The organism is Alkalilimnicola ehrlichii MLHE-1 (assembly GCF_000014785.1).
GTDB lineage: Bacteria > Pseudomonadota > Gammaproteobacteria > Nitrococcales > Halorhodospiraceae > Alkalilimnicola > Alkalilimnicola ehrlichii.
In genome coordinates this window covers 3,244,675-3,268,524 of the sequence record NC_008340.1, presented here as the reverse complement: position 1 = coordinate 3,268,524, position 23,850 = coordinate 3,244,675, and the positions used below count along the sequence as shown (strand labels likewise).

The following is a 23,850-nucleotide window of genomic DNA, read 5'->3' as shown; positions in this document are numbered from 1 at the left end:
CCATGGGTGCCAAGAAACGAGGGCTGGGCCGGGGCCTGGATGCCCTGCTGGGATTGCCCGAAGACGACGCCGGTGAGGCCGGGCGGGCCAGCGCGGAACTGCGCGACCTGCCTTTGGACTGCCTGGAGCGGGGCCGCTACCAGCCGCGCACCGCCTTTGACCCCGCCGCCCTGCAGGAGCTGGCGGACTCCATCCAGGCCCAGGGCGTGGTGCAGCCACTGGTGGTGCGGCCGCTGGCCGAGCAGCGCTGGGAGATCGTCGCCGGCGAGCGGCGTTGGCGCGCCGCCCAGCTTGCCGGGCTGGAGACCGTCCCGGCCATCGTGCGCGACATCCCCGACGAGGCCGCCGTGGCCGTGGCCCTCATTGAGAATCTGCAGCGTGAGGATCTCAATCCGCTTGAGGCCGCCACCGCGTTGCAGCGCCTGGTCCACGAATTCGGTCTGACCCACCAGGCGGTCGCGGAGGCGGTGGGGCGCTCCCGCGCTGCGGTCACCAACCTTCTGCGCCTGCTCGAGCTCAACGAGCCGGTCAAGGCCCTGATTGGCGAGGGCCGACTGGAGATGGGGCATGCCCGCGCCCTCGCCGCCCTGAAGGGGGATATCCAGACGCGCGCGGCGGGCCAGGTGGCCGAGCGCGGGCTTTCGGTGCGCCAGACCGAGGCCCTGGTCCGCCGCCTGCAGGAAGAGGCCGATCAGACCCGTGAACCACCTCGGGAGGACCCGGACGTCCGGCGCCTCCAGGACGACCTCACCCGCCGCCTCGGCGCACCGGTCCGCATTCAGCAGGGTGTCCGCGGCCGCGGCAAGGTGGTGATCCAGTACAGCAGCCTGGATGAGTTGGACGGGATTCTTGACCGCATCCGCTGAAATTGCCGCTACAATACCCTTAGTTTTAATTATTCCTGTAATCCGGCGCTTGGCGCCGTGCATCGTTTGACCGAGGGGGGCAGCACCGATATACTCCGCCGACCTGGCAACACTGGCCTGCATCCAGAATACGAATCGGCGGGTACGGTCCCATGTCCGAGCGGTACAAGACGGCGGCCGAGCACCTAGTCGAGCAGGCCCGAGAAGAACGCCAGTCGGCCCAGCGTCTGGTGTGGCGTATAGCCACCCTGCAGTTTGCCGTGGGCCTGTTTGCCTCCGGCTGCTGGTTGCTGGCCGGACCGAAAGCCGCGGCGGCCGCCTTCGCAGGCGCGCTCATCGCATTGCTTCCGGGGCTTTATTTCGCTAGGAAGGTCTTCTCCAAGCCACCTGGCGCTGATCCCAGAAGCATGCTCGGTGCGTTCTATTTTGGTGAAGCCGTCAAGTTGATTCTTACAGCAGCGCTGTTTATTATCGCGCTCCAGTGGTTCGGCGGCGTCTTTCTGCCGCTAATAACAACGTACGTGGCCGCCTTGTCCGTCCACTGGCTTGCGCTGCTGGGGGCCCTGCAGAAGGAACCGGTGAGAAAACCATGAGTGGAAATACCGCGCTCGACTATATCCAGCACCACCTCACCAACCTGGCCGTAGGCGAGGGTTACTGGACCTTCCACGTCGACTCGCTCATCATGAGTTTCTCCTTGGGCGCGCTGTTCTGCTATCTGTTCTGGCTGGGCGCGCGCCGCGCCACCGCCGGCGTGCCCTCCGGATTACAGAACTTTGTCGAACTCATGGTTGAGTTCGTCGACCAGACCACCCGGGAGACCTTCCAGGGCAAGAGCCGGCTCATCGCCCCGCTCGCCCTGACCATCTTCTGCTGGATCTTCCTGATGAACCTGATGGACCTGGTCCCCATCGACATGGTCCCCAGCCTGATGTACGCGGCCGGTGTCGACTACTTTAAGATCCTGCCGACGGTGGATCTGAACGTCACCTTCGCGCTATCCATCAGCGTGTTCTTCCTGATCATCGCCTACAGCTTTAAGGGCAAGGGCGCCGGCGGTTTCGCCAAGGAACTGCTGTTCCACCCCTTCGGCCCCTGGTTGCTGCCGTTCAACCTGATCCTGAACATTATCGAGCTCATCGCCAAGCCGATCTCGCTCTCGTTGCGGCTGTTCGGCAACATGTACGCGGCCGAGCTCATCTTCATCCTCATCTCGCTGCTGCCCTGGTGGATCCAGTGGGCCCTTGGCACTCCGTGGGCCATCTTCCACATCCTGGTCATCCCCTTGCAGGCGTTCATCTTCATGATGCTCACCGTTGTGTACCTAAGCATGGCCAACGAGCATGAGGAGCACTGAGGCCGCGGCCTCGATTAACCGAGTCAGGGGCGTACCGTCCTGAGTCCCGCGGGGCGCCCAAAGACAACCTTTAAAAACCCTTAACCTGTGTTGCTTCAGGAGGAACCATGGAACTCGCAGCCCTGATCGCAGATGTTCAGTCCATCACCGCCATCACCGTCGGCATCCTGATTGGCGCCGGCGCCCTGGGTACCGCCATCGGCTTCGGCCTGCTCGGCGGCAAATTCCTCGAAGGTGCCGCCCGTCAGCCCGAGATGGCCCCCATGCTGCAGGTGAAGATGTTTATCGTCGCCGGCCTGCTCGACGCTGTCTCCATGATTGGTGTGGGTATTGCCCTGTTCTTCACCTTCGCCAACCCCTTCCTGGGTGCCGTTCAGCAGGCTGCGGGTGCGTAATTCAGCCCCTGCAACCCTGCTTCTGACGCCCAAAACGGAGGAGGTGACAGCGTGAACTTTGGTGCCACTTTCTGGGGCCCGATGATCAGTTTCGCACTGTTCGTCTGGTTCACGATGAAATACGTTTGGCCGCCGATCCAGACGGCCATGGCCGACCGCCAGAAGCAGATCGCTGATGGGCTTGCGGCCGGCGAGCGCGGCCAGAAGGAGCTCGACCAGGCCAAGTCCGAGGTCGACAAGATGCTCCGGGAGGCCCGCGAGCAGGCCAGCCAGGTCATCGCTCAGGCGAACAAGCGCCAGAGTGAACTGGTCGAGCAGGCCCGTGAGGAGGCCCGTCAGGAGGCGGAACGGGTGCTGGCCCAGGCGCGCAGCGAGATCGATACCGAGATCTCCCAGGCCCGCGACGCCCTGCGCAAGGAAGTGGTGAACCTGGCCGTGGCTGGCAGTAGCCGGATCCTCAAGCGCGAGATCGACGCCAAGGCCCACAAGGACCTCATCGACGATCTGGTGAAGCAGCTTTAAAGCGGAGTCAGCATGGCCGAGCAGACCACACTGGCAAGACCTTACGCCAAGGCGGTTTTCGAACTGACCAAGGACGCCAAGACCCGTAACACCTGGTCCAAGCGCCTCCAGGCACTGGGCACGGTCGCCGCCGACGATCAAGTGGCAGCGCTGGTGGGCAACCCGCGGGTCTCCCGCGAACAGCTCATCGGTCTGCTCCTGGACGCGGTTGGTGAGGACACCCTGGGCCAAGAGGGCAAGAACCTGGTCCAGTTGCTGGCCGATAATGGTCGGCTTGGCCTGCTTCCGGAAATCGCCGCGCTATACGAACACCTGCGCGCAGAGGCCGAGGGTGTGGTGGACGTCCAGGTGACATCCGCCAGCAAACTCACCAAGGAGCAGCAGGACCAGATCGCGGGCGCGCTGAAGAAGCGGCTGGGCCGCAAGGTCCGTCTCCATTGCCGCACTGACGAGGCCCTGATCGGCGGCGCGCTGATCCAGGCCGGGGACCTCACCATCGATGGTTCCGTTCGCGGCAAACTCGCTCGCCTTTCCAGCGCGATGGCTCATTGACGAGGTAGCAAGATGCAACTCAATCCTTCTGAAATCAGCGAGCTGATCAAGCGCCGCATCGAGAACTTCGAGGCGGTGGCCGAGGCCCGCAACCAGGGCACGATCGTCAGCGTGGGTGACGGCATCTGCCGGATCCACGGCCTGGCCGATGCCATGCAGGGCGAAATGCTGGAGTTCCCCAACGATACCTTCGGCATGGCGCTCAACCTCGAGCGCGACTCCGTTGGCGCCGTTATCCTCGGCGACTACGAGCACCTCTCCGAGGGCGACACGGTTAAGTGCACCGGGCGCATCCTGGAGGTGCCGGTGGGCGAGTCGTTGCTCGGCCGCGTGGTGGACGCCCTGGGTAACCCCGTGGACGCCAAGGGCGAGATCAAGGCCGAGGGCTCGAGTCCGGTCGAAAAGGTTGCCCCGGGCGTGATTAGCCGTCAGTCCGTTGACCAGCCGGTCCAGACTGGGCTGAAGGCGGTCGATGCCATGGTTCCCATCGGCCGCGGCCAGCGTGAGCTGATCATCGGTGACCGCCAGACGGGTAAGACCGCGGTGGCGATCGACGCGATCATCAACCAGAAGAACAGCGGCATCAAGTGCATCTACGTGGCCATCGGCCAGAAGGCCTCCTCCATCGCCAGCGTGGTGGAGAAGCTAAAGGAGCACGACGCCCTGGACCACACCATCGTGGTGGCTGCCAGTGCCTCCGAGTCGGCCGCCATGCAGTACCTGGCCGCCTACGCGGGCTGCGCCATGGGCGAGTATTTCCGCGATCGTGGCGAGGATGCCCTGATCGTGTACGACGACCTCACCAAGCAGGCCTGGGCCTATCGGCAGGTCTCCCTGCTGCTGCGCCGTCCGCCGGGTCGTGAGGCCTACCCGGGCGACGTCTTCTACCTGCACTCCCGTCTGCTGGAGCGGGCCGCTCGGATCAATGCCGAGGAAGTGGAAAAGCTCACCAATGGTGAGGTGAAGGGCAAGACCGGTTCCCTGACCGCGCTGCCGATCATCGAGACCCAGGCGGGCGACGTGTCGGCCTTCGTGCCCACCAACGTCATCTCCATCACCGACGGTCAGATCTACCTGGAGACGGACCTGTTCAACTCCGGTATCCGCCCGGCGATCAACGCAGGTCTGTCGGTCTCCCGCGTTGGCGGCTCCGCCCAGACCAAGCTGATCAAGAAGCTTGGTGGCGGTATCCGACTGGCCCTGGCCCAGTACCGTGAGCTGGCCGCCTTCGCGCAGTTCGCCTCCGACCTGGACGAGGCCACCCGGAAGCAGCTCGAGCGCGGCCAGCGGGTCATGGAGCTGATGAAACAGCCCCAGTACACCCCGATGACCGTCGCCGAGATGGGTATCAGCCTCTACGCGGCCGACGCCGGTTACCTGGACGATGTGGAAGTCAACAAGGTGGTGGACTTCCAGGCGGCCTTGCTGGACTACCTCCGGTCCGAAGAGAAGGGCCTGCTGGACGAGCTGAACAGCACTCCCGACTACAACGACGAGGTGGTCGGGAAGATGAAGAAGGCCGTGGAGGCCTTTAAGTCCAGCCGCACCTGGTAATCTCCACCGACAGCCCGAGTAGGTGAGCGCATGTCCGGCGCAAAAGAAGTACGCACCAAAATCAAGAGTGTCCAGAACACTCAGAAGATCACCAAGGCCATGGAGATGGTCGCGGCGTCGAAGATGCGCCGTGCCCAGGAGCGCATGGAGGCCACGCGCCCCTACGCCCAGAAGATGCGCCAGGTGATCGGCCATCTGGCCGGCGCCAATCCGGACTATCGGCACCCGTTCCTGGAGGAGCGGGAGAAGGTGGAACGGGTGGGGCTGGTCGTTATCTCCACGGATCGCGGTCTGTGCGGTGGCCTGAACGTCAACCTGTTCAAGTCGGTGCTGCAGCAGATGCGGGAGTGGGACAAGCAGGGCGTTGGCGTGGACTTCTGCACCTTTGGCGCGAAGGCCGCCGCCTTCTTCGGGCGCCTGGGCGCGTCCACCCTGGCCGATACACGCGGCCTCGGTGACACGCCGCACCTGGAGGACATGATCGGCCCGATCAAGGTGATGCTGGATGCCTATACCGAGGGCAAGATCGACCGTCTCTATCTGGTGCACAACGACTTCGTCAACACCATGAGCCAGGAGGCGGCGACCCGCCGCCTGCTCCCGGTGGAGCCGGTGGACGAGGAAGAGATGCTCGAGAACTGGGACTACATCTATGAGCCCAGTGCCAGCGAGCTCCTGGACGATGTGCTGATGCGCTACATCGAGTCGCAGGTCTACCAGGGGGTGGTCGAGAACGTCGCCTGTGAGATGGCCGCTCGCATGGTCGCCATGAAGAGCGCCACTGACAACGCCGGCGAGATCATCGATAACCTCCAGCTGGTCTACAACAAGGCCCGCCAGGCGGCGATTACCCAGGAGCTGTCCGAGATCGTGGCCGGCGCGAACGCGGTGTAACCACCAGGTGTAAACAGGTTTCTTAGCAATACAGACCCAGGGTTGCCAACGCGCAGTCGCTGGTGAACCAACGGCGAGGGGAACAGTAGCATGAGCTCTGGAAAGATTGTTCAAGTCATCGGTGCTGTGGTGGACGTGGAGTTCCCGCAGGATCAGGTGCCCAAGATCTATGACGCGCTTATCGTGGACGAGCGTGGCCTGACCCTGGAAGTCCAGCAGCAGCTGGGCGACGGGGTGGTGCGCACCATCGCCATGGGTTCCAGTGACGGCCTGAAGCGCTCCGAAAAGGTCAGCGCCACTGGCAAGCCGATCTCCGTACCGGTGGGTAAGGGCACCCTCGGCCGGATCATGGACGTCCTGGGCGAGCCCGTGGATGAGAAGGGCGCGGTCGAGACCGAGGAGCGCTGGGGCATTCATCGGTCGGCACCGAGCTTTGCCGAGCAGGCCGGGGGCGCCGAGCTGCTCGAGACCGGTATCAAGGTGATCGACCTACTCTGCCCCTTCGCCAAGGGCGGCAAGGTCGGCCTCTTCGGCGGCGCCGGCGTGGGCAAGACCGTCAACATGATGGAGCTCATCCGTAACATCGCCACCGAGCACGCCGGTTACTCGGTGTTCGCCGGGGTGGGGGAGCGTACCCGTGAGGGCAACGACTTCTACCACGAGATGAAAGACTCCAACGTGCTCGACAAGGTCGCCCTGGTCTACGGCCAGATGAACGAGCCGCCGGGCAACCGCCTGCGTGTCGCGCTGACCGGCCTGACCATGGCCGAGTACTTCCGCGACGAGGGGCGTGACATCCTGATGTTTATCGACAACATCTACCGTTACACCCTGGCGGGCACCGAGGTGTCGGCGCTGCTGGGCCGCATGCCCTCCGCGGTGGGCTATCAGCCGACCCTGGCCGAGGAAATGGGTAAGCTCCAGGAGCGCATTACCTCCACCAAGACCGGATCGATCACCTCGGTGCAGGCGGTTTACGTGCCGGCGGATGACCTCACTGACCCGTCGCCGGCCACCACCTTCGCCCACCTGGACGCCACCGTCGTGCTGGCCCGCGGTATCGCCGAGCTGGGCATCTACCCGGCCGTGGATCCGCTCGACTCCACCTCCCGCCAGCTCGATCCGCTGGTGGTCGGCGAGGAGCACTACAACGTGGCGCGCGGTGTCCAGGGGGTGCTTCAGCGCTACAAGGAGCTGCGCGACATCATCGCGATCCTGGGTATGGACGAGCTGTCGGAAGACGACAAACTGACCGTGGCCCGGGCCCGTAAGATCCAGCGGTTCCTGTCGCAGCCCTTCTTCGTGGCCGAGGTCTTCACCGGTGCCCCGGGCAAGTACGTGCCCCTGAAGGACACCATCGCCTCCTTCAAGGCCATCCTGGACGGCGAGTACGACCACCTGCCGGAGCAGGCCTTCTACATGGTCGGCACCGTGGACGAGGCGGCCGAGAAGGCGAAGAACCTGTAATCCACCGGCGTTAGCGGGGTACCGCCCATGAGTACATTGCACGTGGACATCGTCAGCGCGGAGCAGGCGATCCACTCCGGCGAGGCCAAGATGCTGGTGGCGCCCGCACGGGAGGGTGATATCGGCATCACCCCCCGCCACGCCCCGCTGCTGACCAAGCTGCGGCCGGGCGAGGTGCGGGTCCAGGACGAGAACGGCGAAGAGCGCTTCTTCTACGTCTCCGGCGGCATCATCGAGGTCCAGCCGCACAAGGTCACGGTGTTGGCCGACACCGCGGCCCGGGCCCGCGACCTGGACGAGGCCGCGGCCCAGGAGGCCAAGCGGCGGGCGGAAGAGGCCCTGGCCAACCGCAAGGCGGGCGAGGACTACAGCCATGTCCAGGCGGAGCTGGCTGAGGCCATGGCGCAGCTCCAGACCCTGGAGCGGCTGCGTCGTCGCGCCAAGCGGTAAGGGATTGCCCGCCTCGCGCTAACCGAGCCCCGGCCTGTCGCCGGGGCTTTCTGTATCCGAGGCCCGAACGTTGAGAACCATGGAACAGGCCCTGAGTATTGTCGTATTGGCTGCGGGTAAGGGTACCCGCATGCGCTCCCGTTACCCCAAGCTCCTCCACCCGGTGGGGGGGCGACCCATGCTCGACCATGTCCTGCGTACCGCCTTCTCCCTGGAGCCCGAAGCCGTGCACGTGGTGCATGGGCACGGTGCCGAGGCGGTACAGGCCGCCCACGCCGACTGGCCCGTGCGCTGGGTGGTGCAGGAGCCGCAGTTGGGGACCGGTCATGCCGTCGAGCAGGCGATCCCGGCGATTCCAGACGACCATCAGGTCCTGGTGCTTTACGGGGATGTGCCGCTGGTTCGGCCCGAGACCCTGCAGGCGCTGCTCGCCGAGGCCGACGGTGGTCTCGGGCTGCTCAGCGTGGATTTCCCGGATCCAACCGGTTACGGCCGCGTGCTGCGCGACGGCCACGGCGCGGTCACCGGCGTGGTGGAGCACAAGGACGCTACCGCCGCCCAGCGCCGGGTCACGGAATGCAACACTGGCCTGCTGGCTGCCCCGGCCGGCCGATTGAAGGCCTGGCTGCAGCGGCTGGACAATGACAACGCCCAGGCGGAGTACTACCTGACCGACGTAATCGCCATGGCGGTGGCCGACGGGGTCAGGGTGGCCGCTTACCCGGTGGCGGATCCGGCGGAGGTGCAGGGAGTCAACGACCGCGTCCAGCTCGCGGCCGCGGAGCGGGTCTGGCAACGGCGGCAGGCCGAAGACTGGATGCGTGCCGGCGTGACTATACTGGACCCAGACCGATTCGACCTGCGGGGTCATTTCGCCGCCGGCGAGGACTGCCGGATCGACGTTGGGGTCGTTCTCGAAGGTCGGGTCGAACTGGGGGCCGGGGTTGAGATCGGACCCCATTGCGTCCTGAGAGACGTCGCCCTGGGTGACGGCACCCGCGTCGAGGCCCACTCCGTACTGGACGGCGCCACGGCAGGCCGAAACTGCCGGATCGGGCCCTTTGCTCGCCTGCGTCCCGGGACGGACCTGGCCGATGGCGCCAAGGTGGGCAACTTTGTCGAGACCAAGGCCGCGCGAATCGGGCCAGGCAGCAAGGTGAACCACCTGAGCTATATGGGCGACGCGGAGCTGGGTCGGGACGTGAACGTGGGTGCGGGCACCATTACCTGCAACTACGACGGTCATAGCAAGCACCGCACAGAGATCGGCGATGGCGCCTTTATCGGGTCGGGCACCCAGCTGGTCGCGCCGGTGCGGGTCGGGCGGGGCGCCACCATCGGGGCCGGCTCGACGGTCACCCGGGATGCGCCGGACGAGGCCCTGACCGTGGCCCGTAGCGCTCAGCGGAGTATCCACGGCTGGCGCCGCCCCGGACAGCGCCCCGACCGGGGCGAGGGGAGTGACGCTTGACGCCCGCCGTGACCACCGTCAAAGATAATGACAGAGCCGGTGGCAACACCGTGACAGCCTTGAAGGAGAGTCCGCATGTTTGAGCATACCGTCGTCGCCGTTCATTTTTCGTCCTCCTATAAGCCCCTGCTCGACAGCCTCTCCGAGCTGCGGGAAATGGGCGCCAAGGAGTTCACCCTGGTGGACGTCCTGCGGGTGGATGAGCCCAAGGAGCTCAGCGACGAGCACAAGGCCGAGGCCCGGCGCCGGCTGAAACAAAAGCAGGAGGACCTGGAGAAGGAAGGCTTCCGGGTCCATATCGAGTCGCCGGTGGGTCACCCGGCTCAGGAGCTGGTCAAGGTGGCCATGGGGGCCAAGGCCAACCTGATCCTGCTGGCCTCCCGCGGCGAGGGCCTGTGGCGCGAGTTCTTCCACGGCAGCACGGTGCTGGAGCTGGTCCGCCGCACCTCCATCCCGACGCTTATCGAGCGCCTGGATCCAAAGGACGACACCCCGATCAGCGACCTGTTCTCCCATATCCTGTTGGCCACCGACGGCTCCAAGCGCGCCGAAGGGGCGGAGACCCACGCCCTGGAGCTGGCCGGTGGTCCCGGCAACCGCAAGCTCACCCTGCTTCAGGTCAGCGAGGAGGAGGCGCCGGCGGACGCCGCCGATCGTCTCCGGTCGTTGGCCGACCAGGCTCGGGCCAAGGGCGCGGACGTGGCGGTGCGGACCGAAGAGGGTGACCCCGCCCGGGTCATCAGCCGCGTTGCCCGCGAGGAGCATGCCAGCCTGGTGGTGATCGGCAAGCGCGGCAACGCCCCCCACAAAGAGCTCATGCTGGGTGATACGGCCCAGGAGATTTGCCGTAACGTCGCCAGTTCCGTGCTGGTGGTTCCGGGCAACGCACCGCTCTGGACGCGCTGAGCCCGGGCCCTGTCCCGGTCCGCCCGGAACCGGCGCCCGGAGCGCTCCGGGCGCCGGTTCCACGGCCCCGCCCCGTTGTGAACGCCCTGTTAGCTGTCCGTACCGGAGATCACCATGTGTGGCATTGTCGGCGCTGTCGCCCAACGTGATGTGGCCCCCATCCTGCTGGAGGGGCTGAGACGCCTGGAGTACCGGGGCTACGACTCCGCCGGCCTGGCGGTCCAGGACCGGGAGGGCTATATCGAGCGGGAGCGGGCCCTGGGCAAGGTGGCGAGCCTCGCCGAACGGCTGGCCGAGCGCCCGCTGGCCGGTCCCACCGGGCTGGCCCACACCCGTTGGGCCACCCACGGCGCGCCGTCGGATCGCAATGCCCACCCCCACATGTCCGGCGAGCGCCTAGCCCTGGTGCATAACGGCATTATCGAGAACCACGAGCCCTTGCGTCAGGCGCTGGAACAGGCCGGCCACCGGTTCGAATCGGAGACCGATACCGAGGTGGTGGTGAAGCAGATCGACCAGCAGATCGGCGCCCGGGGCGATCTCCTGGCAGCGGTGTTCGACACCCTTTCGCTGCTCGATGGCGCCTACGCCCTGGGCGTGATCTGCCGGGACGAACCCGGCCGTCTGGTCGCGGCGCGTCGCGGTAGCCCGCTGGTGATCGGGATCGGGATCGGCGAGCACTTCATCGCCTCCGATGTCCAGGCCCTGCTGCCGGTAACGCGCCAGTTCATCTTCCTGGAAGAGGGCGATGTCGCCGACCTGCGCCGCGACAGCCTCGTCATCTACGATGAGCACCGCCGTGTGGTGGACCGCCCGGTGCGGCAATCGGAACTCAGCGCCGATGCCGCCGAGCGCGGGGGTTACCGCCACTTCATGTTGAAAGAGATCCACCAGCAGCCGGCGGTGGTGGCGGAAACCCTGGAAGGGCGGTTGGCCGACCATGAGGTGTTGGAGGCCAGCTTTGGCCCGCGGGCCGCGACGCTCTTCCCGCAGGTGCAGCGGGTTCAGATTATCGCCTGCGGCACCAGCTACCATGCGGGGCTGGTGGCCCGTTACTGGTTCGAGGAGCACGCCGGACTGCCCTGTGACGTGGAGGTGGCCAGTGAGTACCGCTACCGCCGCCATGTGGTGGCGCCGGGGACACTCTTCGTCGCCATCTCCCAGTCGGGGGAGACCGCCGATACCCTGGCCGCCCTGCGCGAGGCGCGCACCCTTGGCTACCTGGCGACCATGGCCATCTGTAACGTGCCGGAGAGCTCGCTGGTCCGGGAGTCCGACCTGGTGCTGATGACCCGCGCCGGCCCGGAGATCGGGGTGGCGTCCACCAAGGCCTTTACCACCCAGTTGGTGGCCCTGCTCCTGCTGGTGATCGCCCTCGGTCGCCATCAACAACTGAACGCCGACGATGCTGCCGATATGGTCAACGCCCTGCGCAGCCTCCCCAGTGCCCTGGAGCAGGCCCTGGAGCTGGACGGCCCCGTTGCCCGCCTGGCCGAGCTGTTGGTAGAGCGCCAGCACGCGCTGTTTCTGGGGCGGGGGCTACACTACCCGGTGGCGCTCGAGGGTGCGCTCAAGCTCAAGGAGATCTCCTACATCCACGCCGAGGCCTACCCGGCGGGGGAGCTGAAGCATGGCCCGCTGGCCCTGGTGGACGCCGAGATGCCGGTGGTGGCCATCGCCCCCCGCGACGACCTGGTGGAGAAACTGAAGTCCAATCTGCAGGAGGTACGCGCCCGCGGCGGGACCTTGATGGTGTTTGCCGACAGCGACGTGCGCTACGCGGAGGACGACGACACCCGCGTCCTGGCGGTGCCCCACTGCCATCCGCTGATCGCGCCGGTGGTCTTTACCGTCCCCCTTCAGCTCCTGGCGTATCATGTGGCGGTGTTGCGGGGCACTGATGTCGATCAACCCCGTAACCTCGCCAAATCGGTTACGGTGGAATAGCATTGAACCTCAGGGACTTGCGTTATCTGGTCGCCGTGGGCGACCAGCGCCACTTTGGCCGCGCCGCCAAGGCCTGTTTTGTCAGCCAGCCCACCCTCAGCGCCCAGGTCAAGAAGCTGGAGGAGTACCTGGGGGTGCAATTGGTGGAGCGCGGTACCCGCCAGGTCCTGCTCACCCCCACCGGCGAGGAGGTGGTGGCACGGGCCCGGGCGGTCCTCAACCAAGTGGACGACATCGTCGAACTCTGTCGGGCGGCCGCCGAGCCCATGACCGGGGAGCTGCGCCTCGGGGCCATCCCCACCCTCGCCCCCTATCTGTTGCCCCACTTGGTGGCCACCGCCACTGAGGCCTGGCCGCGCTTGCGCATGCTGCTCTACGAGGAGCGCACCGCCCTGCTGGTGGAGCGGCTGCGCAAGGGGGAGCTGGACGGGGCGCTGATGGCCATGCCGGTGGCGGGCGATGACCTGGCCTCGGTGGCGGTCTTCGAAGAGCCCTTCGTGCTGGCCCTGCCTGCCGATCATGCCCTGGCCGAGGCGAAGCGTGCACCGCGTCCGGAGGCCCTGCCGGAGGATGAGCTGCTGCTGCTGGAGGAGGGGCACTGCCTGCGCGATCAGGCGTTGGAGGTCTGCCAGTTGGCCGGCGATGCCGGCGGCACCAGCTGTTTCCGGGCCACCAGCCTGGAGACCCTGCGCCAGATGGTGGCGGCCGGCGTGGGAATGACCCTGCTCCCGCGTCTGGCCGGACAGGCCGGTTGCGAGATCCCCAACCAGTCGGCGGTCAAGCTGCTGCCCTTTTCCCCGCCGGTCCCTACCCGTACCATCGGGCTTTACTGGCGCAAGGGGGCCGCCCGCGCCAGCACCCTGGAGGCAGTGGCGGCGGCCATCCGTGACCTCCGGGTGGTGCAGGAGCAGGCCCGCCCCATCGAGCCTGCGGCCGCCGGTTAGCAGGCCCCTGATCGCCCGTGAGCGGCGTTGCGGTGGGTCGGTGCCGGGGGGCGTGGTCCCGTCGGGCCGACTTTGGCGCACCGAGCAACGCAGGGAAAAATCGGATGAAGCGCGTGCTTGTTCGAGCGAAGCGAGTTCACGCGCGCCGATTTTTCCCGAGTAGCGCAGGGCACCCCGAAGGGGTGCGCCATCGGAGGCCCGACGGGACCACGCCCCCCGGCACCGACCCACCGCAACGCCCCCATCCGCCGACTCTATACCCTCTGTACCGGACCGAAACCATGGAAGCCGAAGCCGACGTCTCCGACCTGATAGCCGATCTCAACGACGCCCAGCGCGAGGCGGTCTGCGCCGCGCTCGGCCGTTCCCTGGTGCTGGCCGGTGCGGGCAGCGGCAAGACCCGGGTGCTCACCCGCCGGGCGGCGTGGCTGGTGCGGGTGGAGGGCGCCTCCCCCTTCGGCATCATGGCGGTGACCTTCACCAACAAGGCCGCCGCCGAGATGCGCCACCGCATCGGTGAGCTGCTCGGCATCCGCACCGCCGGCATGTGGGTGGGCACCTTCCACGGCCTGTCGCACCGGCTGCTGCGCATGCACGCAGCGGATGCCGGGCTACCGGAGACCTTCCAGATCCTCGACAGCGACGACCAGCTCCGGCTGATCAAGCGGGTGATGCGCGGCATGGAGCTCGACGAGAAGCGCTATCCGCCCCGGCAGGTGCGCGGCGTGCTCAATGGCTGGAAGGAGGAGGGGCTGCGGCCCGCCGACATCCAGGCGGACGCCGGGGAACCGTTCCGCTTTGCCGTCTGGCAGGTCTACCAGACCTACGAGCAGACCTGCCGTCGCTCCGGCCTGGTGGACTTCGCGGAGCTGCTGTTGCGCAGCTTCGAGCTGCTCCGCGACCGGCCCGACCTGCTGGCCCACTACCGCGCCCGCTTCCGCCATCTGCTGGTGGACGAGTTCCAGGACACCAACCAGTTGCAGTACCGTTGGCTGCAGCAGTTGGCCGGGGAGGACAGCGATGTCTTCGTGGTCGGCGATGACGATCAGTCCATCTACGGTTGGCGCGGGGCCCGGGTGGAAAACATCCACCGCTACGCCCGCGAGTTCGGCGAGGTGAGCATCACCCGGCTGGAGCAGAACTACCGCTCCACGGAGACCATCCTCAACGCCGCCAACGCGCTGATCAGCCATAACGGCGGGCGCATGGGCAAGAACCTATGGACCGAGGGCAGCCGGGGTGACCCGATCCAGCTTTACGCCGCCTTCAACGAGACCGACGAGGCCCGTTACGTGGTCGACCGCATCGCCGCCCTGCTCGATGAGGGCTATGCCCGTGACGATTTCGCCATCCTCTACCGCTCCAACGCCCAGTCCCGCGCCTTCGAGGAGAGCCTCCTGGCCCGCGGCCTGCCCTACCGGGTGTACGGCGGCCAGCGCTTCTTCGACCGGGCCGAGATTCGCGATGCCCTGGCCTATCTGCGCCTGCTGATGAACCGCCACGATGACGCCGCCTTCGAGCGGGTGATCAATACCCCCCGGCGGGGCATTGGCAACCGCACGCTGGATCAGATCCGCGAGGGGGCCCGGGCGGCCGACGCGAGCCTGTGGGAATCGGCCGTCCGGATCATCCGGGCCGGTGGCATCAGTGCCCGCGCCGGCAATGCGGTGCAGGGCTTCCTGCAGCTGCTGGACCGGCTGGAGGAGGAGACGGCGACTCTGCCGTTGCACGAGCAGATGGATCGGGTGATTGTTGCCAGCGGGCTGCGCAGGGACGCCGAGGCGGACGGCAGTGACCGCGGCGAGGCCCGGCGGGAGAACCTGGACGAACTGGTGACCGCGGCGCGCAACTTCGAGCAACAATACGAGCGCGACGAGGGGCTGACCCCCCTCACCGCCTTTCTCACCCACGCGGCGCTGGAGGCGGGCGAGGCCCAGGGGGAGGAGGGGCAGCCCTGCGTGCAGTTGATGACCCTGCACTCGGCCAAGGGCCTGGAGTTCCCGGTGGTCTTTCTGGTCGGGCTGGAAGAGGGGCTGTTCCCGCACCGGATGTCCACCGAGGAGCCCGGGCGCATGGAGGAGGAGCGACGGCTCGCCTACGTGGGGATCACCCGTGCCCGCGAGCGCCTGTACCTGGCCTACGCCGAAAAGCGGCGGCTGCACGGGATGGACAACTACGGCATGCCGTCCCGCTTTATCCAGGAGATCCCGGCCGATTATATCGAGGAGGTGCGGGCGCGGATGAAGGTGACCCGTCCCGGCGCCACCGCCGCGGCCATGCAGTCGGAGCCGGTGGATGGGATCACCCTCGGCAGCCGGGTCCGCCACGACCGTTTCGGCGAGGGGGTGGTGTTGCGGCTCGAGGGGCAGGGGCCCTCGGCGCGGATCCAGGTGCAGTTCGCGCGGGCGGGGGCCAAGTGGCTGGTGGCTGCCTACGCCAACCTCAGGCTGGTGGGCTGAGCACCGCCGGCCAGCCTACCAGCGCAGCAGTTCCCAGCGGTGGATCTTGGGCTCGCGCAGCGGGTCGTACTCCGCCCGGTGGTTGAGCACCCCGTCGCCGTCGGTGTCGATCAGGTAGTAGGGGGGGCCCACCACCGGCGTGATCCGCACGGCGTAGATCTGACCCTGGATCGAGAACTCCTCAATGGTGGCCCACTCCCGGCGGATGATGCGGACCGTGGGCTCGATCGGCTCGCCCTCGGTGAGCTCCTCCGGCGCCGGCGGCGGTGTGACAATCGGGCCCTCCTCCTCCCCACTGACGGGGCCTGCCAGGGCGAGGGCGGTGCCCAGGCCCAGCGCAAGCAAGAGGTGGGTGGGCGGGCGCTGACGTGGGCGGATAGCGGCTGCGTTCATGTCCTGCTCCTCGCGGTGTGTCCTGAATGGGGCTGCGGGCCTCGTGCCGGCAGGGTGTCCCGGCCGTATGCCGGCGGGATGGTCAGAGGTCCAGCAGCATCTCGCGCTCCCGGCGGGAGGGTTCGAAACCGCGGTCCTCATAGTGGGCGAAGATGGCGTCCACCACCTCAGTGGGCTCGTCGAGCACCTGGAAGAGGTCCATGTCCTCGGCGTTGATGGCGCCCTCGGCCACCAGGGTGTCGCGGAACCAGTCCACCAGGCCCTGCCAGTAGGGTTTGTACACCAGAATGATAGGGATGCGGCGTGTCTTCCCCGTCTGCACCAGGGTGAGGATCTCGGCCAGTTCGTCCAGGGTGCCGAATCCGCCGGGCAGGACCACGTAGGCGGAGGCGTACTTGACGAACATCACCTTGCGGCTGAAGAAGTGCCGGAAGTTGAGGCTGATGTCCTGGTAGGGGTTGCCCGACTGCTCGTGGGGGAGCTGGATGTTCAGCCCGATGCTGGGCGACTTGCCCCCATGGGCGCCCTTGTTGGCGGCCTCCATGATGCCCGGCCCGCCACCGCTGACCACCGAGAAGCCGGCGTCGGAGAGTGCCCGGGAGAGGTCCTCGGCCAGCTTGTAATAGGGGTGATCCGGCGCCGTACGGGCGGAGCCGAAGACGCTCACCGAGGGTTTGATCTGGGACAGCCGCTCAAAGCCCTCGACGAATTCCGCCATGATCTGGAAGATCTTCCAGGACTCGCGGCTCATGAGGGAGTCGTTGAGCGGGTTGAGGCTGCCGTTACCGAAGAGCTCGTGTTGGTCCATGGCTGCTCCGCGCCGGGTGCGTGTCCCCCTATCATAACCGCAGTGGCGACCCGCTGTGGGATGCCGCCACCATTCGGGCCGGGAGGTGGTAGCATTGCCGGCAACGGCAGGGTCAGCGGGGTGTGGACGCGGGGGTGGGTGTTCCCGGGCACCCCGAAGGGGTGCGCGCTCGAAGGCCCCCGGGAACACCCACCCCCGCGTCCACACCCCGCTGACCCGGAAATGTGCCGATTGACTCGCCAGGAGACCTTAATGTCTGACGCCCGCAAGCCCCTGATTCTGGTGGACGGCTCCAGCTACCTCTATCGGGCCTTCCACGCCATGCCGCCGCTCACCAACAAAGACGGTGAACCCACCGGCGCCATGTACGGCGTGCTCAACATGGTCCGCAAGCTGCTCGACGACTACCGGCCGGAGCGGATCGCGGTGGTCTTCGACGCCCCCGGGCGCACCTTCCGTGACGAGCTGTTCGATCAGTACAAGGCCCACCGCCCGCCAATGCCGGACGAGTTGCGCGCCCAGATCCAGCCGCTGAAGGACATTATCCGCGCCATGGGCCTGCCGCTGCTGGAGGTGCCCGGCGTGGAGGCCGACGACGTCATCGGCACCCTCGCCCGGCAGGCCGCTGAGGCCGGTCAGCCGGTGGTCATCTCCACCGGCGATAAGGACATGGCCCAGCTGGTGGACGAGCAGGTCACCCTGCTCAATACCATGAACGACACCCGCCTGGACGAGGCCGGGGTGAAGGAGAAGTTCGGCGTGCCGCCGGAGCGGATCATCGACTACCTGGCCCTGGTCGGGGACAGCTCCGACAACATCCCCGGTGTCCCCCGCGTCGGCCCCAAGACCGCTGCCAAGTGGCTCAATCAGTTCGGCTCGCTGGACGCCCTCAAGGCCCGCGCCGATGAGGTCAAGGGCAAGGTGGGGGAGAGCCTGCGCGCGCACCTGGACGAGCTGGCGTTGAGCGAGGACCTGGCCACCATCCGCTGCGACCTGGACCTGGACCAGCGCCCGGAGGACCTGAAACCCGGCGAATCGGACGTGGAGCGACTGCGCGAGTACTACCAGCGGTATGAGTTCCGCCGGCTGCTCCGCGAGCTGCTGAATGGTGACGGCGACAGCGGCGGCGAGGTGGCCCCGGCCGGGCCGGGCGCGGCCGGTGGCGCCGGCGAGGGTGACGACGCCCGCTACCACACCGTGGACGACGCGGATGCCTTCGACGACTGGTTGCGCCGGCTGGAGTCAGCCGAGCTGTTCGCCTTCGACCTGGAGACCAGCAGCCTCAACTACATGGATGCCGAGATCGTCGGGGTGGCGCTGGCGGTGGGGGCGGGTGAGGCCGCCTACGTCCCGCTGGCCCATGAAGGCCCCGATACCCCGACGCAACTCGACCGCGACCGGGTGCTGGCCGCGCTCAAGCCGCTGCTCGAGGACCCGGACCGCGCCAAGGTCGGGCAGAACCTCAAGTACGACATGAGCGTGCTGGCCCGCTACGACATCCACCTGGAGGGTGTGGCCTACGACACCATGCTCGAGTCCTACGTGCTGGACTCCACCGCCAGCCGTCACGATATGGACTCCCTGGCCCTCAAGTACCTGGGCCGTGCCACCGTGAAATACGAGGATGTCTGCGGTAAGGGCGCCAAGCAGATCCCCTTCGCCCAGGTGGCGGTGGAGACCGCCACACGCTATGCCGGGGAGGATGCCGATATCACCCTGCGTCTGCACCAGACGCTCTATCCGAGGCTCGAGGCCGAGGGACGGCTGGTGCAGGTGTTCCACGCTATCGAAATGCCGTTGCTGCCGGTGCTCTCGCGCATGGAGCGTCACGGGGTGAAGGTGGACCGAGCACTGCTGGAGCAGCAGAGTACGGAACTGGCCGAGGGCATGGCCGCGTTGGAACAACGCGCCCACGAGGAGGCGGAAGGACCCTTCAACCTCTCCAGCCCCAAGCAGATTCAGGAGATCCTGTTCGAACGCATGGGCCTGCCGGTGCTGCAGAAGACCCCCAAGGGGGCGCCCTCCACCGCCGAGTCGGTGCTCGAGGAGCTGGCGGCACGCGGTTACGAGCTGCCGCGGTTGATCCTGGCTTACCGCAGTCTGGCCAAGCTGAAGACCACCTACACCGACAAGCTGCCGCGGCTGATCCACCCGAAGACCGGCCGGGTGCACACCAGCTATCATCAGGCGGTGGCCGCCACCGGGCGGCTGTCCAGCTCCGATCCCAACCTGCAGAACATCCCGGTGCGTACCGCCGAGGGCCGGCGCATCCGCAAGGCCTTCGTCGCCGAGCCCGGCTGCAAGCTGCTGGCGGCGGACTACTCCCAGGTGGAGCTGCGGATCATGGCCCACCTGTCGGGGGATGAGGGGCTGCGCCAAGCGTTCGCCGAGGGTGCGGACATCCACAGCGCCACCGCCGCCGAGGTCTTCGGTCTCGCACCCGAACGGGTGGGCGGCGAGCAGCGGCGGGCGGCCAAGGCCATCAACTTTGGTCTGATCTACGGCATGTCCGCCTACGGCCTGGCCCGGCAGCTGGGCATCGAGCGCGGCGAGGCCCAGGCCTACGTGGACCGCTATTTTGAGCGCTACCCCGGGGTCAAAGAGTACATGGACCGCACCCGTGCCGAGGCCCGTGAACGCGGTTACGTGGAGACGCTGTTCGGTCGCCGGCTCTACCTGCCCGAGATCAATGCCCGCAACCGCCAGCGCCGGGAGTATGCCGAGCGCACCGCCATCAATGCGCCGATGCAGGGCACCGCGGCCGATCTCATCAAGCGCGCCATGGTGGCGGTGGACGCCTGGCTGACGGAGGCGCATTCCAAGGCGCGTATGGTCATGCAGGTCCACGACGAACTGGTGCTGGAGGTGCCGGCAGCGGACGTGCCGGCGGTGGCGGAGGGGCTGCGCGAGCGCATGCAGGCGGCCGGGGAACTGGCCGTGCCGCTGGAGGTCGATGTGGGCGTGGCCGACGACTGGGAGGGGGCCCATTGATGAAACACTGGCCGGGCAACCGGGGTGGGATGGCGGGGTCGCAGACCGGCGTCGCCGCAGGGGGCGCGTATGGGTGACTGGCTGCTCCGGCGCCGGGGGCTTGCTTTGCTCCTGGTGCTCACACTGCTGCTGAACCTGGGGGCGCTGGGGCTGGAATACCTGGCGGACATGCCCCCCTGTCCGCTCTGCTGGGTGCAGCGGGGGGTCTTCGGTCTGATGTCGCTGGTGGCGCTAGTGGGCCTGGTGTACTTCCCCCGGGGCTGGGGCCGCTGGCCGCTGGCCGGCGCCCTGGGCCTGAGTGCCCTGACCGGCGTGATCATCGCCCTGCGCCATCTCTACATTCAGGCCAACCCCGATGCCGTCAGCTGTGGTATGTCGCCCGAGGTGCTGGCCCAGTTTCTGCCTTGGTGGGAGGTGCTGTTGGAGATCCTCTCCGGCACCACCGACTGCACCCAGGTGGACGCGGTGCTGGGTGTGCCCCTGCCCGGCTGGACCCTGGTGGGGTACCTGGCCCTTGGCGCCCTGGGGCTGTATGCCGTGCTCGCCCGGCGGGCATAAGGGCGAACCCCACTCGGGCCAAATTTTTTTCGCCGGCCGGGAAACTTTTTGCGGCCGGGCTAGTCTTAATCAATGAGCGCCGACGCTGGCGCCGCCCGCTTCCCTCCTCTTCTAGCGGGCTTCTGCACCCGGCTCGCCCCAAGGCCGGGTCAAGCTTGGCCCCGGTTCCCTCCCCCCAGGGACCGGGGTCCTTTTCTTTGTGCGTTTTCCCCCGGCCGTGCTGACCCCTGGATCGGGCATGGCGAACCCGCTTATGATGCGAAAGATTAAACCTTTCGCGTTATCGGGAAGAGACGATATGAAAAAACGCCGCGCCGTCGGGGGCATTGCCCTCGCCCTGGTCCTGTTGTTCAGCGCGGGTACCGGCCATGCGGCTGGCCCGTTCGCCGTCGGCGTAAAGGCCGGCACCACGGGGTTGGGTCTGGAGGGCACCCTGGGGGTGAGTGACCGGGTCAACCTGCGCGCCTCGGTATCGGGGCTCGACTACAGTACCGATGTGGAAGAGGACGACATTGAATATGACGGCACCCTGAAGGTGCGCAGCGCCGGGGTGCTGGCGGACTGGTACCCCTTCGGGGGGCGTTTCCGGCTCAGCGCCGGCGGGTTCTACAACGGCAACGAGTTCCGCGGCTCGGCCCAGGAGGAAGGGCTGCCGATCGGCGAGGGCGTCTACGATGCGCGTCTGGATGCCGAGGTGGACTGGCGCAGGTTTGCCCCCTACCTGGGTATCGGTTGGGGCAATGCGCTGGCCGGCGGCCGGCTGTCCTTCTCGTCCGATATCGGCGTCCTGTTCACCGGCTCCCCGCGAGTCCGCTTGGACGGGACCACCAACAACCCGGTGTTGGAAGAACAGTTCCGCGAGGATGTCCGCAGAGAGGAAGAGAGCCTCGAGGACGACCTGGAAGACCTGAAGTACTATCCGGTCATCTCGGTGGCGCTCAGTTACCGATTCTGACCCGCCGGCGGGCGGGCTGCTCAGCGGCCCTCCCCCGCGGCGGGGCCCAGGCCCAGCCATTCATCCAGCCGCGCGTGGGCCTCGTCCACGCCCATCCGTTTGCTGGCCGAGAAGATCTGCCAGGTCACCCCGGGCCACTCGGCGCGTAGCTGCCGGCCCACATTCTGCCCCCGGTTGCGCGCCGCCCCGGCCTTGAATTTGTCCGCCTTGGTGAGCAGGACGTGCAGCGGCACCCCGATATGGCCGCACCAGTCCAACATCTGGCGGTCGAAGTCGGTGAGCGGGTGGCGCAGATCCATTACCAGCACCACGCCGCGCAGGGCGCGGCGGCCGGCCAGATACTCCGGCAGCACCTGATCCCAACGCCGGCGCACGGCGGCGGGCACCTTGGCGTAGCCGTAGCCGGGCAGGTCCACCAACGCCGCCTCGTCGGTGATCGGGAAGACGTTGATCAACTGGGTGCGGCCCGGGGTCTTGCTGGTACGGGCAAGCGACTTCTGATTGGTCAGGGTGTTGATGGCGCTCGACTTGCCCACGTTGGAGCGGCCGGCGAAGGCTACCTCCCGGCCCTGGTCGGGCGGCATGCGGCGCAGGTCCGGCGCACTGGTGAGAAAGCGGGCCTGGAAATAGATCGGATTCATGGGGCCATTGTCCCCCAGCCCGCCGCGGGCGCCAAGCCGATCCTCATCAGCGCCGGTCCACGACCGCACAGCCGAGGCGGAAGGCGGCGAGGGCGGCCAGCACGGCCCCGTAGATCACCACATCCCGGTAATCGGCCCGGGTGAGAATCCAGAAGTGCACCACCCCCAGCGCCGCGGACAGGTAGACCAGCCGGTGCAACCACTGCCAGCGGCTCCTGCCTAGGGCCTGCTGGGCGGCCCGGAAGGAGGTCAGGGCCAGGGGCACGAGCAGTACCAGGCCCGCCAGTCCGTAGCGGATGTACTCCAGCCCCCACAGGTCCTGCCAGATCCAGGGCCAGTCCCAGTACTGATCCAACCCCATCCAGGCCAGGGCGTGGGCCACCAGCCAGAAGAAGGCCCAAAGCCCCAACTGCCGGCGGGCGACCATGAACCCCACCCAGCCGCTGAGTCGGAAGGCGGGCCCCAAGGCGATGGTGGCCAGCAGCAGCGCCAGCCCGAAGCGGCCGGTGAAGTGGACCACGGCCTCCGCCGGGTTCGCCCCCAATCCGGCGTTGAACCAGGCCCAGACCAGCCACAGGGCCGGCGTGGCGCACGCCACCAGGACCAGTACACGGAAGCCGTGGATGGCGGTCTTTTGATGATCCATATCAGAAGTGTTTTTCCAGGTCCATGCCCTCGTAAAGGTGGGCGACCTCCTCCTCGTAGCCGTTGAACATCAGGGTCTCCCGCCGCCCCGGTTCCCCGATCCGGCGCTCCCGAGCCTGCGACCAGCGGGGGTGGTCGACGTGGGGGTTGACGTTGGCGTAGAAGCCGTACTCCTCCGGTGACATCGCCTCCCAGGCGCTGACCGGACGTTCCTCCTGCAGGCGGATGCGCACGATGGACTTGATGCTCTTGAAGCCATACTTCCAGGGCACCACCAGACGGATGGGCGCGCCGTTCTGGTTGGGCATGGGCTTGCCGTACAGCCCCACCGCCAGCAGGGTGAGCGGGTGCATCGCCTCATCCATGCGCAGCCCCTCACGGTAGGGCCAGTCGATGATGCCGCGACGTTGGCCGCGCAGGTTGTCCGGGTCGTGGATGGACTCGAAGACCACGTACTTGGCGCGGTCGGTGGGCTCGTGGCGCTCCAGCAGCTTACGCAGCTCGAAGCCGACCCAGGGGATCACCATGGACCAGGCCTCCACGCAGCGCAGGCGGTAGATGCGCTGCTCCAGTTCATCCGGCCGGATGACATCGCTCAGGTCGAATTCCCCTGGCTTATTCACCTCGCCTTCTATACTCAGGGTCCAGGGGTCGGTCTGGAGCTGATGGGCCCAGTCCGAGGGGTCGCGCTTGCGCGTGCCCAGCTCGTAGAAGTTGTTGTAGGAGGTGATGTCATCCAGGCTCGTCAGCGGTTCGTCGGTGGACAGCCCGCTGCCGGGGGCCTCGTCCAGAGCCCCCTGCCAGGCGGCGGCCGGGCGCAGCAGCAGCCCCGGTGCCGCGGCCGCGACGGCCAAGCCGACGCCCTGGCGGAAAAACCGGCGCCGGGCCCGGTAGAGCGGTTCCGGGGTGATCTCTGATTCCGGGATCTTCGGATAGCGATAGCGGGCCATGGCGGGCACTCCAGCAAGAGAATTGATCGACGGCAAAACTGAGTATTTCGCTCAGTTGTAAGCTACTAATACCTACCGTACCTTCATTTTGGAACAATTACAGAGCATTTGACTTGATGCTCTGC

The 23,850-nt window shown here is 67.0% G+C and carries 23 protein-coding genes; 18 read left to right on the top strand and 5 right to left on the bottom strand.

Features of this window, described 5'->3' with window-relative positions; genetic code table 11:
• Positions 1-2 precede the first annotated feature (2 nt).
• From MLG_RS14545 to uvrD, 15 genes are all read left to right on the top strand, one after another.
• Complete coding sequence (locus MLG_RS14545; RefSeq protein WP_011630610.1) at positions 3-866, top strand: ParB/RepB/Spo0J family partition protein; 864 nt, start codon at positions 3-5, stop codon at positions 864-866.
• Positions 867-1,018: 152 nt separating this feature from the next.
• A complete protein-coding gene (locus tag MLG_RS14540) occupies positions 1,019-1,459 on the top strand; it encodes an ATP synthase subunit I (RefSeq protein ID WP_011630609.1) in 441 nt (146 codons plus the stop codon).
• The gene (gene atpB, locus MLG_RS14535; protein ID WP_011630608.1) at positions 1,456-2,223 is read left to right on the top strand and encodes a F0F1 ATP synthase subunit A; all 768 of its coding nucleotides are present in this window, start codon (positions 1,456-1,458) and stop codon (positions 2,221-2,223) included. Before MLG_RS14540 ends, atpB begins: the two co-directional genes overlap by 4 nt.
• A 107-nt stretch (positions 2,224-2,330) precedes the next feature.
• Positions 2,331-2,618 carry a F0F1 ATP synthase subunit C gene (atpE, locus tag MLG_RS14530; protein WP_011630607.1) on the top strand — a complete coding sequence of 96 codons (288 nt, stop codon included), beginning with the start codon at positions 2,331-2,333 and terminating at the stop codon, positions 2,616-2,618.
• A 51-nt stretch (positions 2,619-2,669) separates the two neighbouring features.
• Entirely contained in the window at positions 2,670-3,140 is a 471-nt protein-coding gene (locus tag MLG_RS14525; RefSeq protein ID WP_041718098.1) for a F0F1 ATP synthase subunit B, read from the top strand.
• A 12-nt stretch (positions 3,141-3,152) separates the two neighbouring features.
• Positions 3,153-3,692, top strand: a complete 540-nt coding sequence (locus tag MLG_RS14520; protein ID WP_011630605.1) for a F0F1 ATP synthase subunit delta — start codon at positions 3,153-3,155, stop codon at positions 3,690-3,692.
• A 12-nt stretch (positions 3,693-3,704) separates the two neighbouring features.
• A complete protein-coding gene (gene atpA, locus MLG_RS14515) occupies positions 3,705-5,246 on the top strand; it encodes a F0F1 ATP synthase subunit alpha (protein WP_011630604.1) in 1,542 nt (513 codons plus the stop codon).
• Between the two features lie 30 nt (positions 5,247-5,276).
• A complete protein-coding gene (atpG, locus tag MLG_RS14510) occupies positions 5,277-6,140 on the top strand; it encodes a F0F1 ATP synthase subunit gamma (RefSeq protein ID WP_011630603.1) in 864 nt (287 codons plus the stop codon).
• Positions 6,141-6,230: 90 nt separating this feature from the next.
• Positions 6,231-7,607: a F0F1 ATP synthase subunit beta gene (gene atpD / locus MLG_RS14505; RefSeq protein ID WP_011630602.1), complete on the top strand. Its 1,377-nt coding sequence runs from the start codon at positions 6,231-6,233 to the stop codon at positions 7,605-7,607.
• A gap of 27 nt (positions 7,608-7,634) precedes the next feature.
• Positions 7,635-8,057, top strand: coding sequence for a F0F1 ATP synthase subunit epsilon (locus MLG_RS14500; RefSeq protein ID WP_011630601.1), 423 nt, complete (start codon positions 7,635-7,637; stop codon positions 8,055-8,057).
• A gap of 79 nt (positions 8,058-8,136) precedes the next feature.
• Positions 8,137-9,528 carry a bifunctional UDP-N-acetylglucosamine diphosphorylase/glucosamine-1-phosphate N-acetyltransferase GlmU gene (gene glmU / locus MLG_RS14495; protein ID WP_041718097.1) on the top strand — a complete coding sequence of 464 codons (1,392 nt, stop codon included), beginning with the start codon at positions 8,137-8,139 and terminating at the stop codon, positions 9,526-9,528.
• 75 nt (positions 9,529-9,603) lie between these two features.
• Positions 9,604-10,434 carry a universal stress protein gene (locus MLG_RS14490; protein ID WP_011630599.1) on the top strand — a complete coding sequence of 277 codons (831 nt, stop codon included), beginning with the start codon at positions 9,604-9,606 and terminating at the stop codon, positions 10,432-10,434.
• 114 nt (positions 10,435-10,548) lie between these two features.
• Positions 10,549-12,381: a glutamine--fructose-6-phosphate transaminase (isomerizing) gene (gene glmS, locus MLG_RS14485; protein ID WP_011630598.1), complete on the top strand. Its 1,833-nt coding sequence runs from the start codon at positions 10,549-10,551 to the stop codon at positions 12,379-12,381.
• Between the two features lie 2 nt (positions 12,382-12,383).
• Entirely contained in the window at positions 12,384-13,325 is a 942-nt protein-coding gene (locus MLG_RS14480; RefSeq protein WP_011630597.1) for a LysR substrate-binding domain-containing protein, read from the top strand.
• A gap of 281 nt (positions 13,326-13,606) precedes the next feature.
• A complete protein-coding gene (gene uvrD / locus MLG_RS14475) occupies positions 13,607-15,784 on the top strand; it encodes a DNA helicase II (RefSeq protein ID WP_011630596.1) in 2,178 nt (725 codons plus the stop codon).
• 15 nt (positions 15,785-15,799) lie between these two features.
• Here the strand turns inward: uvrD and MLG_RS14470 are convergent, their stop codons facing one another.
• Positions 15,800-16,177 carry a DUF2782 domain-containing protein gene (locus MLG_RS14470; protein WP_011630595.1) on the bottom strand — a complete coding sequence of 126 codons (378 nt, stop codon included), beginning with the start codon at positions 16,175-16,177 and terminating at the stop codon, positions 15,800-15,802.
• A gap of 82 nt (positions 16,178-16,259) precedes the next feature.
• Positions 16,260-16,985 carry an LOG family protein gene (locus MLG_RS14465; protein ID WP_011630594.1) on the bottom strand — a complete coding sequence of 242 codons (726 nt, stop codon included), beginning with the start codon at positions 16,983-16,985 and terminating at the stop codon, positions 16,260-16,262.
• Between the two features lie 252 nt (positions 16,986-17,237).
• Here MLG_RS14465 and polA point away from each other — a divergent pair, with 252 nt between their 5' ends.
• The 3 genes from polA to MLG_RS14450 all read left to right on the top strand — a co-directional run bounded on the left by polA (position 17,238) and on the right by MLG_RS14450 (position 21,489).
• The gene (polA, locus tag MLG_RS14460) at positions 17,238-19,976 is read left to right on the top strand and encodes a DNA polymerase I (RefSeq protein ID WP_011630593.1); all 2,739 of its coding nucleotides are present in this window, start codon (positions 17,238-17,240) and stop codon (positions 19,974-19,976) included.
• A gap of 69 nt (positions 19,977-20,045) precedes the next feature.
• Positions 20,046-20,534, top strand: coding sequence for a disulfide bond formation protein B (locus tag MLG_RS14455; RefSeq protein WP_011630592.1), 489 nt, complete (start codon positions 20,046-20,048; stop codon positions 20,532-20,534).
• Between the two features lie 298 nt (positions 20,535-20,832).
• On the top strand, positions 20,833-21,489 hold the full coding sequence (locus MLG_RS14450) for a hypothetical protein (protein ID WP_011630591.1): 657 nt from the start codon (positions 20,833-20,835) through the stop codon (positions 21,487-21,489).
• A gap of 20 nt (positions 21,490-21,509) precedes the next feature.
• On the opposite strand, the gene yihA is transcribed toward MLG_RS14450, so the two are convergent.
• From yihA to msrP, 3 genes are read right to left on the bottom strand one after another with little or no spacing between them, the layout of a single operon-like run.
• Complete coding sequence (gene yihA / locus MLG_RS14445; RefSeq protein ID WP_011630590.1) at positions 21,510-22,130, bottom strand: ribosome biogenesis GTP-binding protein YihA/YsxC; 621 nt, start codon at positions 22,128-22,130, stop codon at positions 21,510-21,512.
• Positions 22,131-22,176: 46 nt separating this feature from the next.
• Positions 22,177-22,776, bottom strand: a complete 600-nt coding sequence (locus tag MLG_RS14440) for a protein-methionine-sulfoxide reductase heme-binding subunit MsrQ (protein ID WP_011630589.1) — start codon at positions 22,774-22,776, stop codon at positions 22,177-22,179.
• 1 nt (position 22,777) lies between these two features.
• Entirely contained in the window at positions 22,778-23,725 is a 948-nt protein-coding gene (msrP, locus tag MLG_RS14435) for a protein-methionine-sulfoxide reductase catalytic subunit MsrP (RefSeq protein ID WP_011630588.1), read from the bottom strand.
• Between the last annotated feature and the right edge of the window lie 125 nt (positions 23,726-23,850).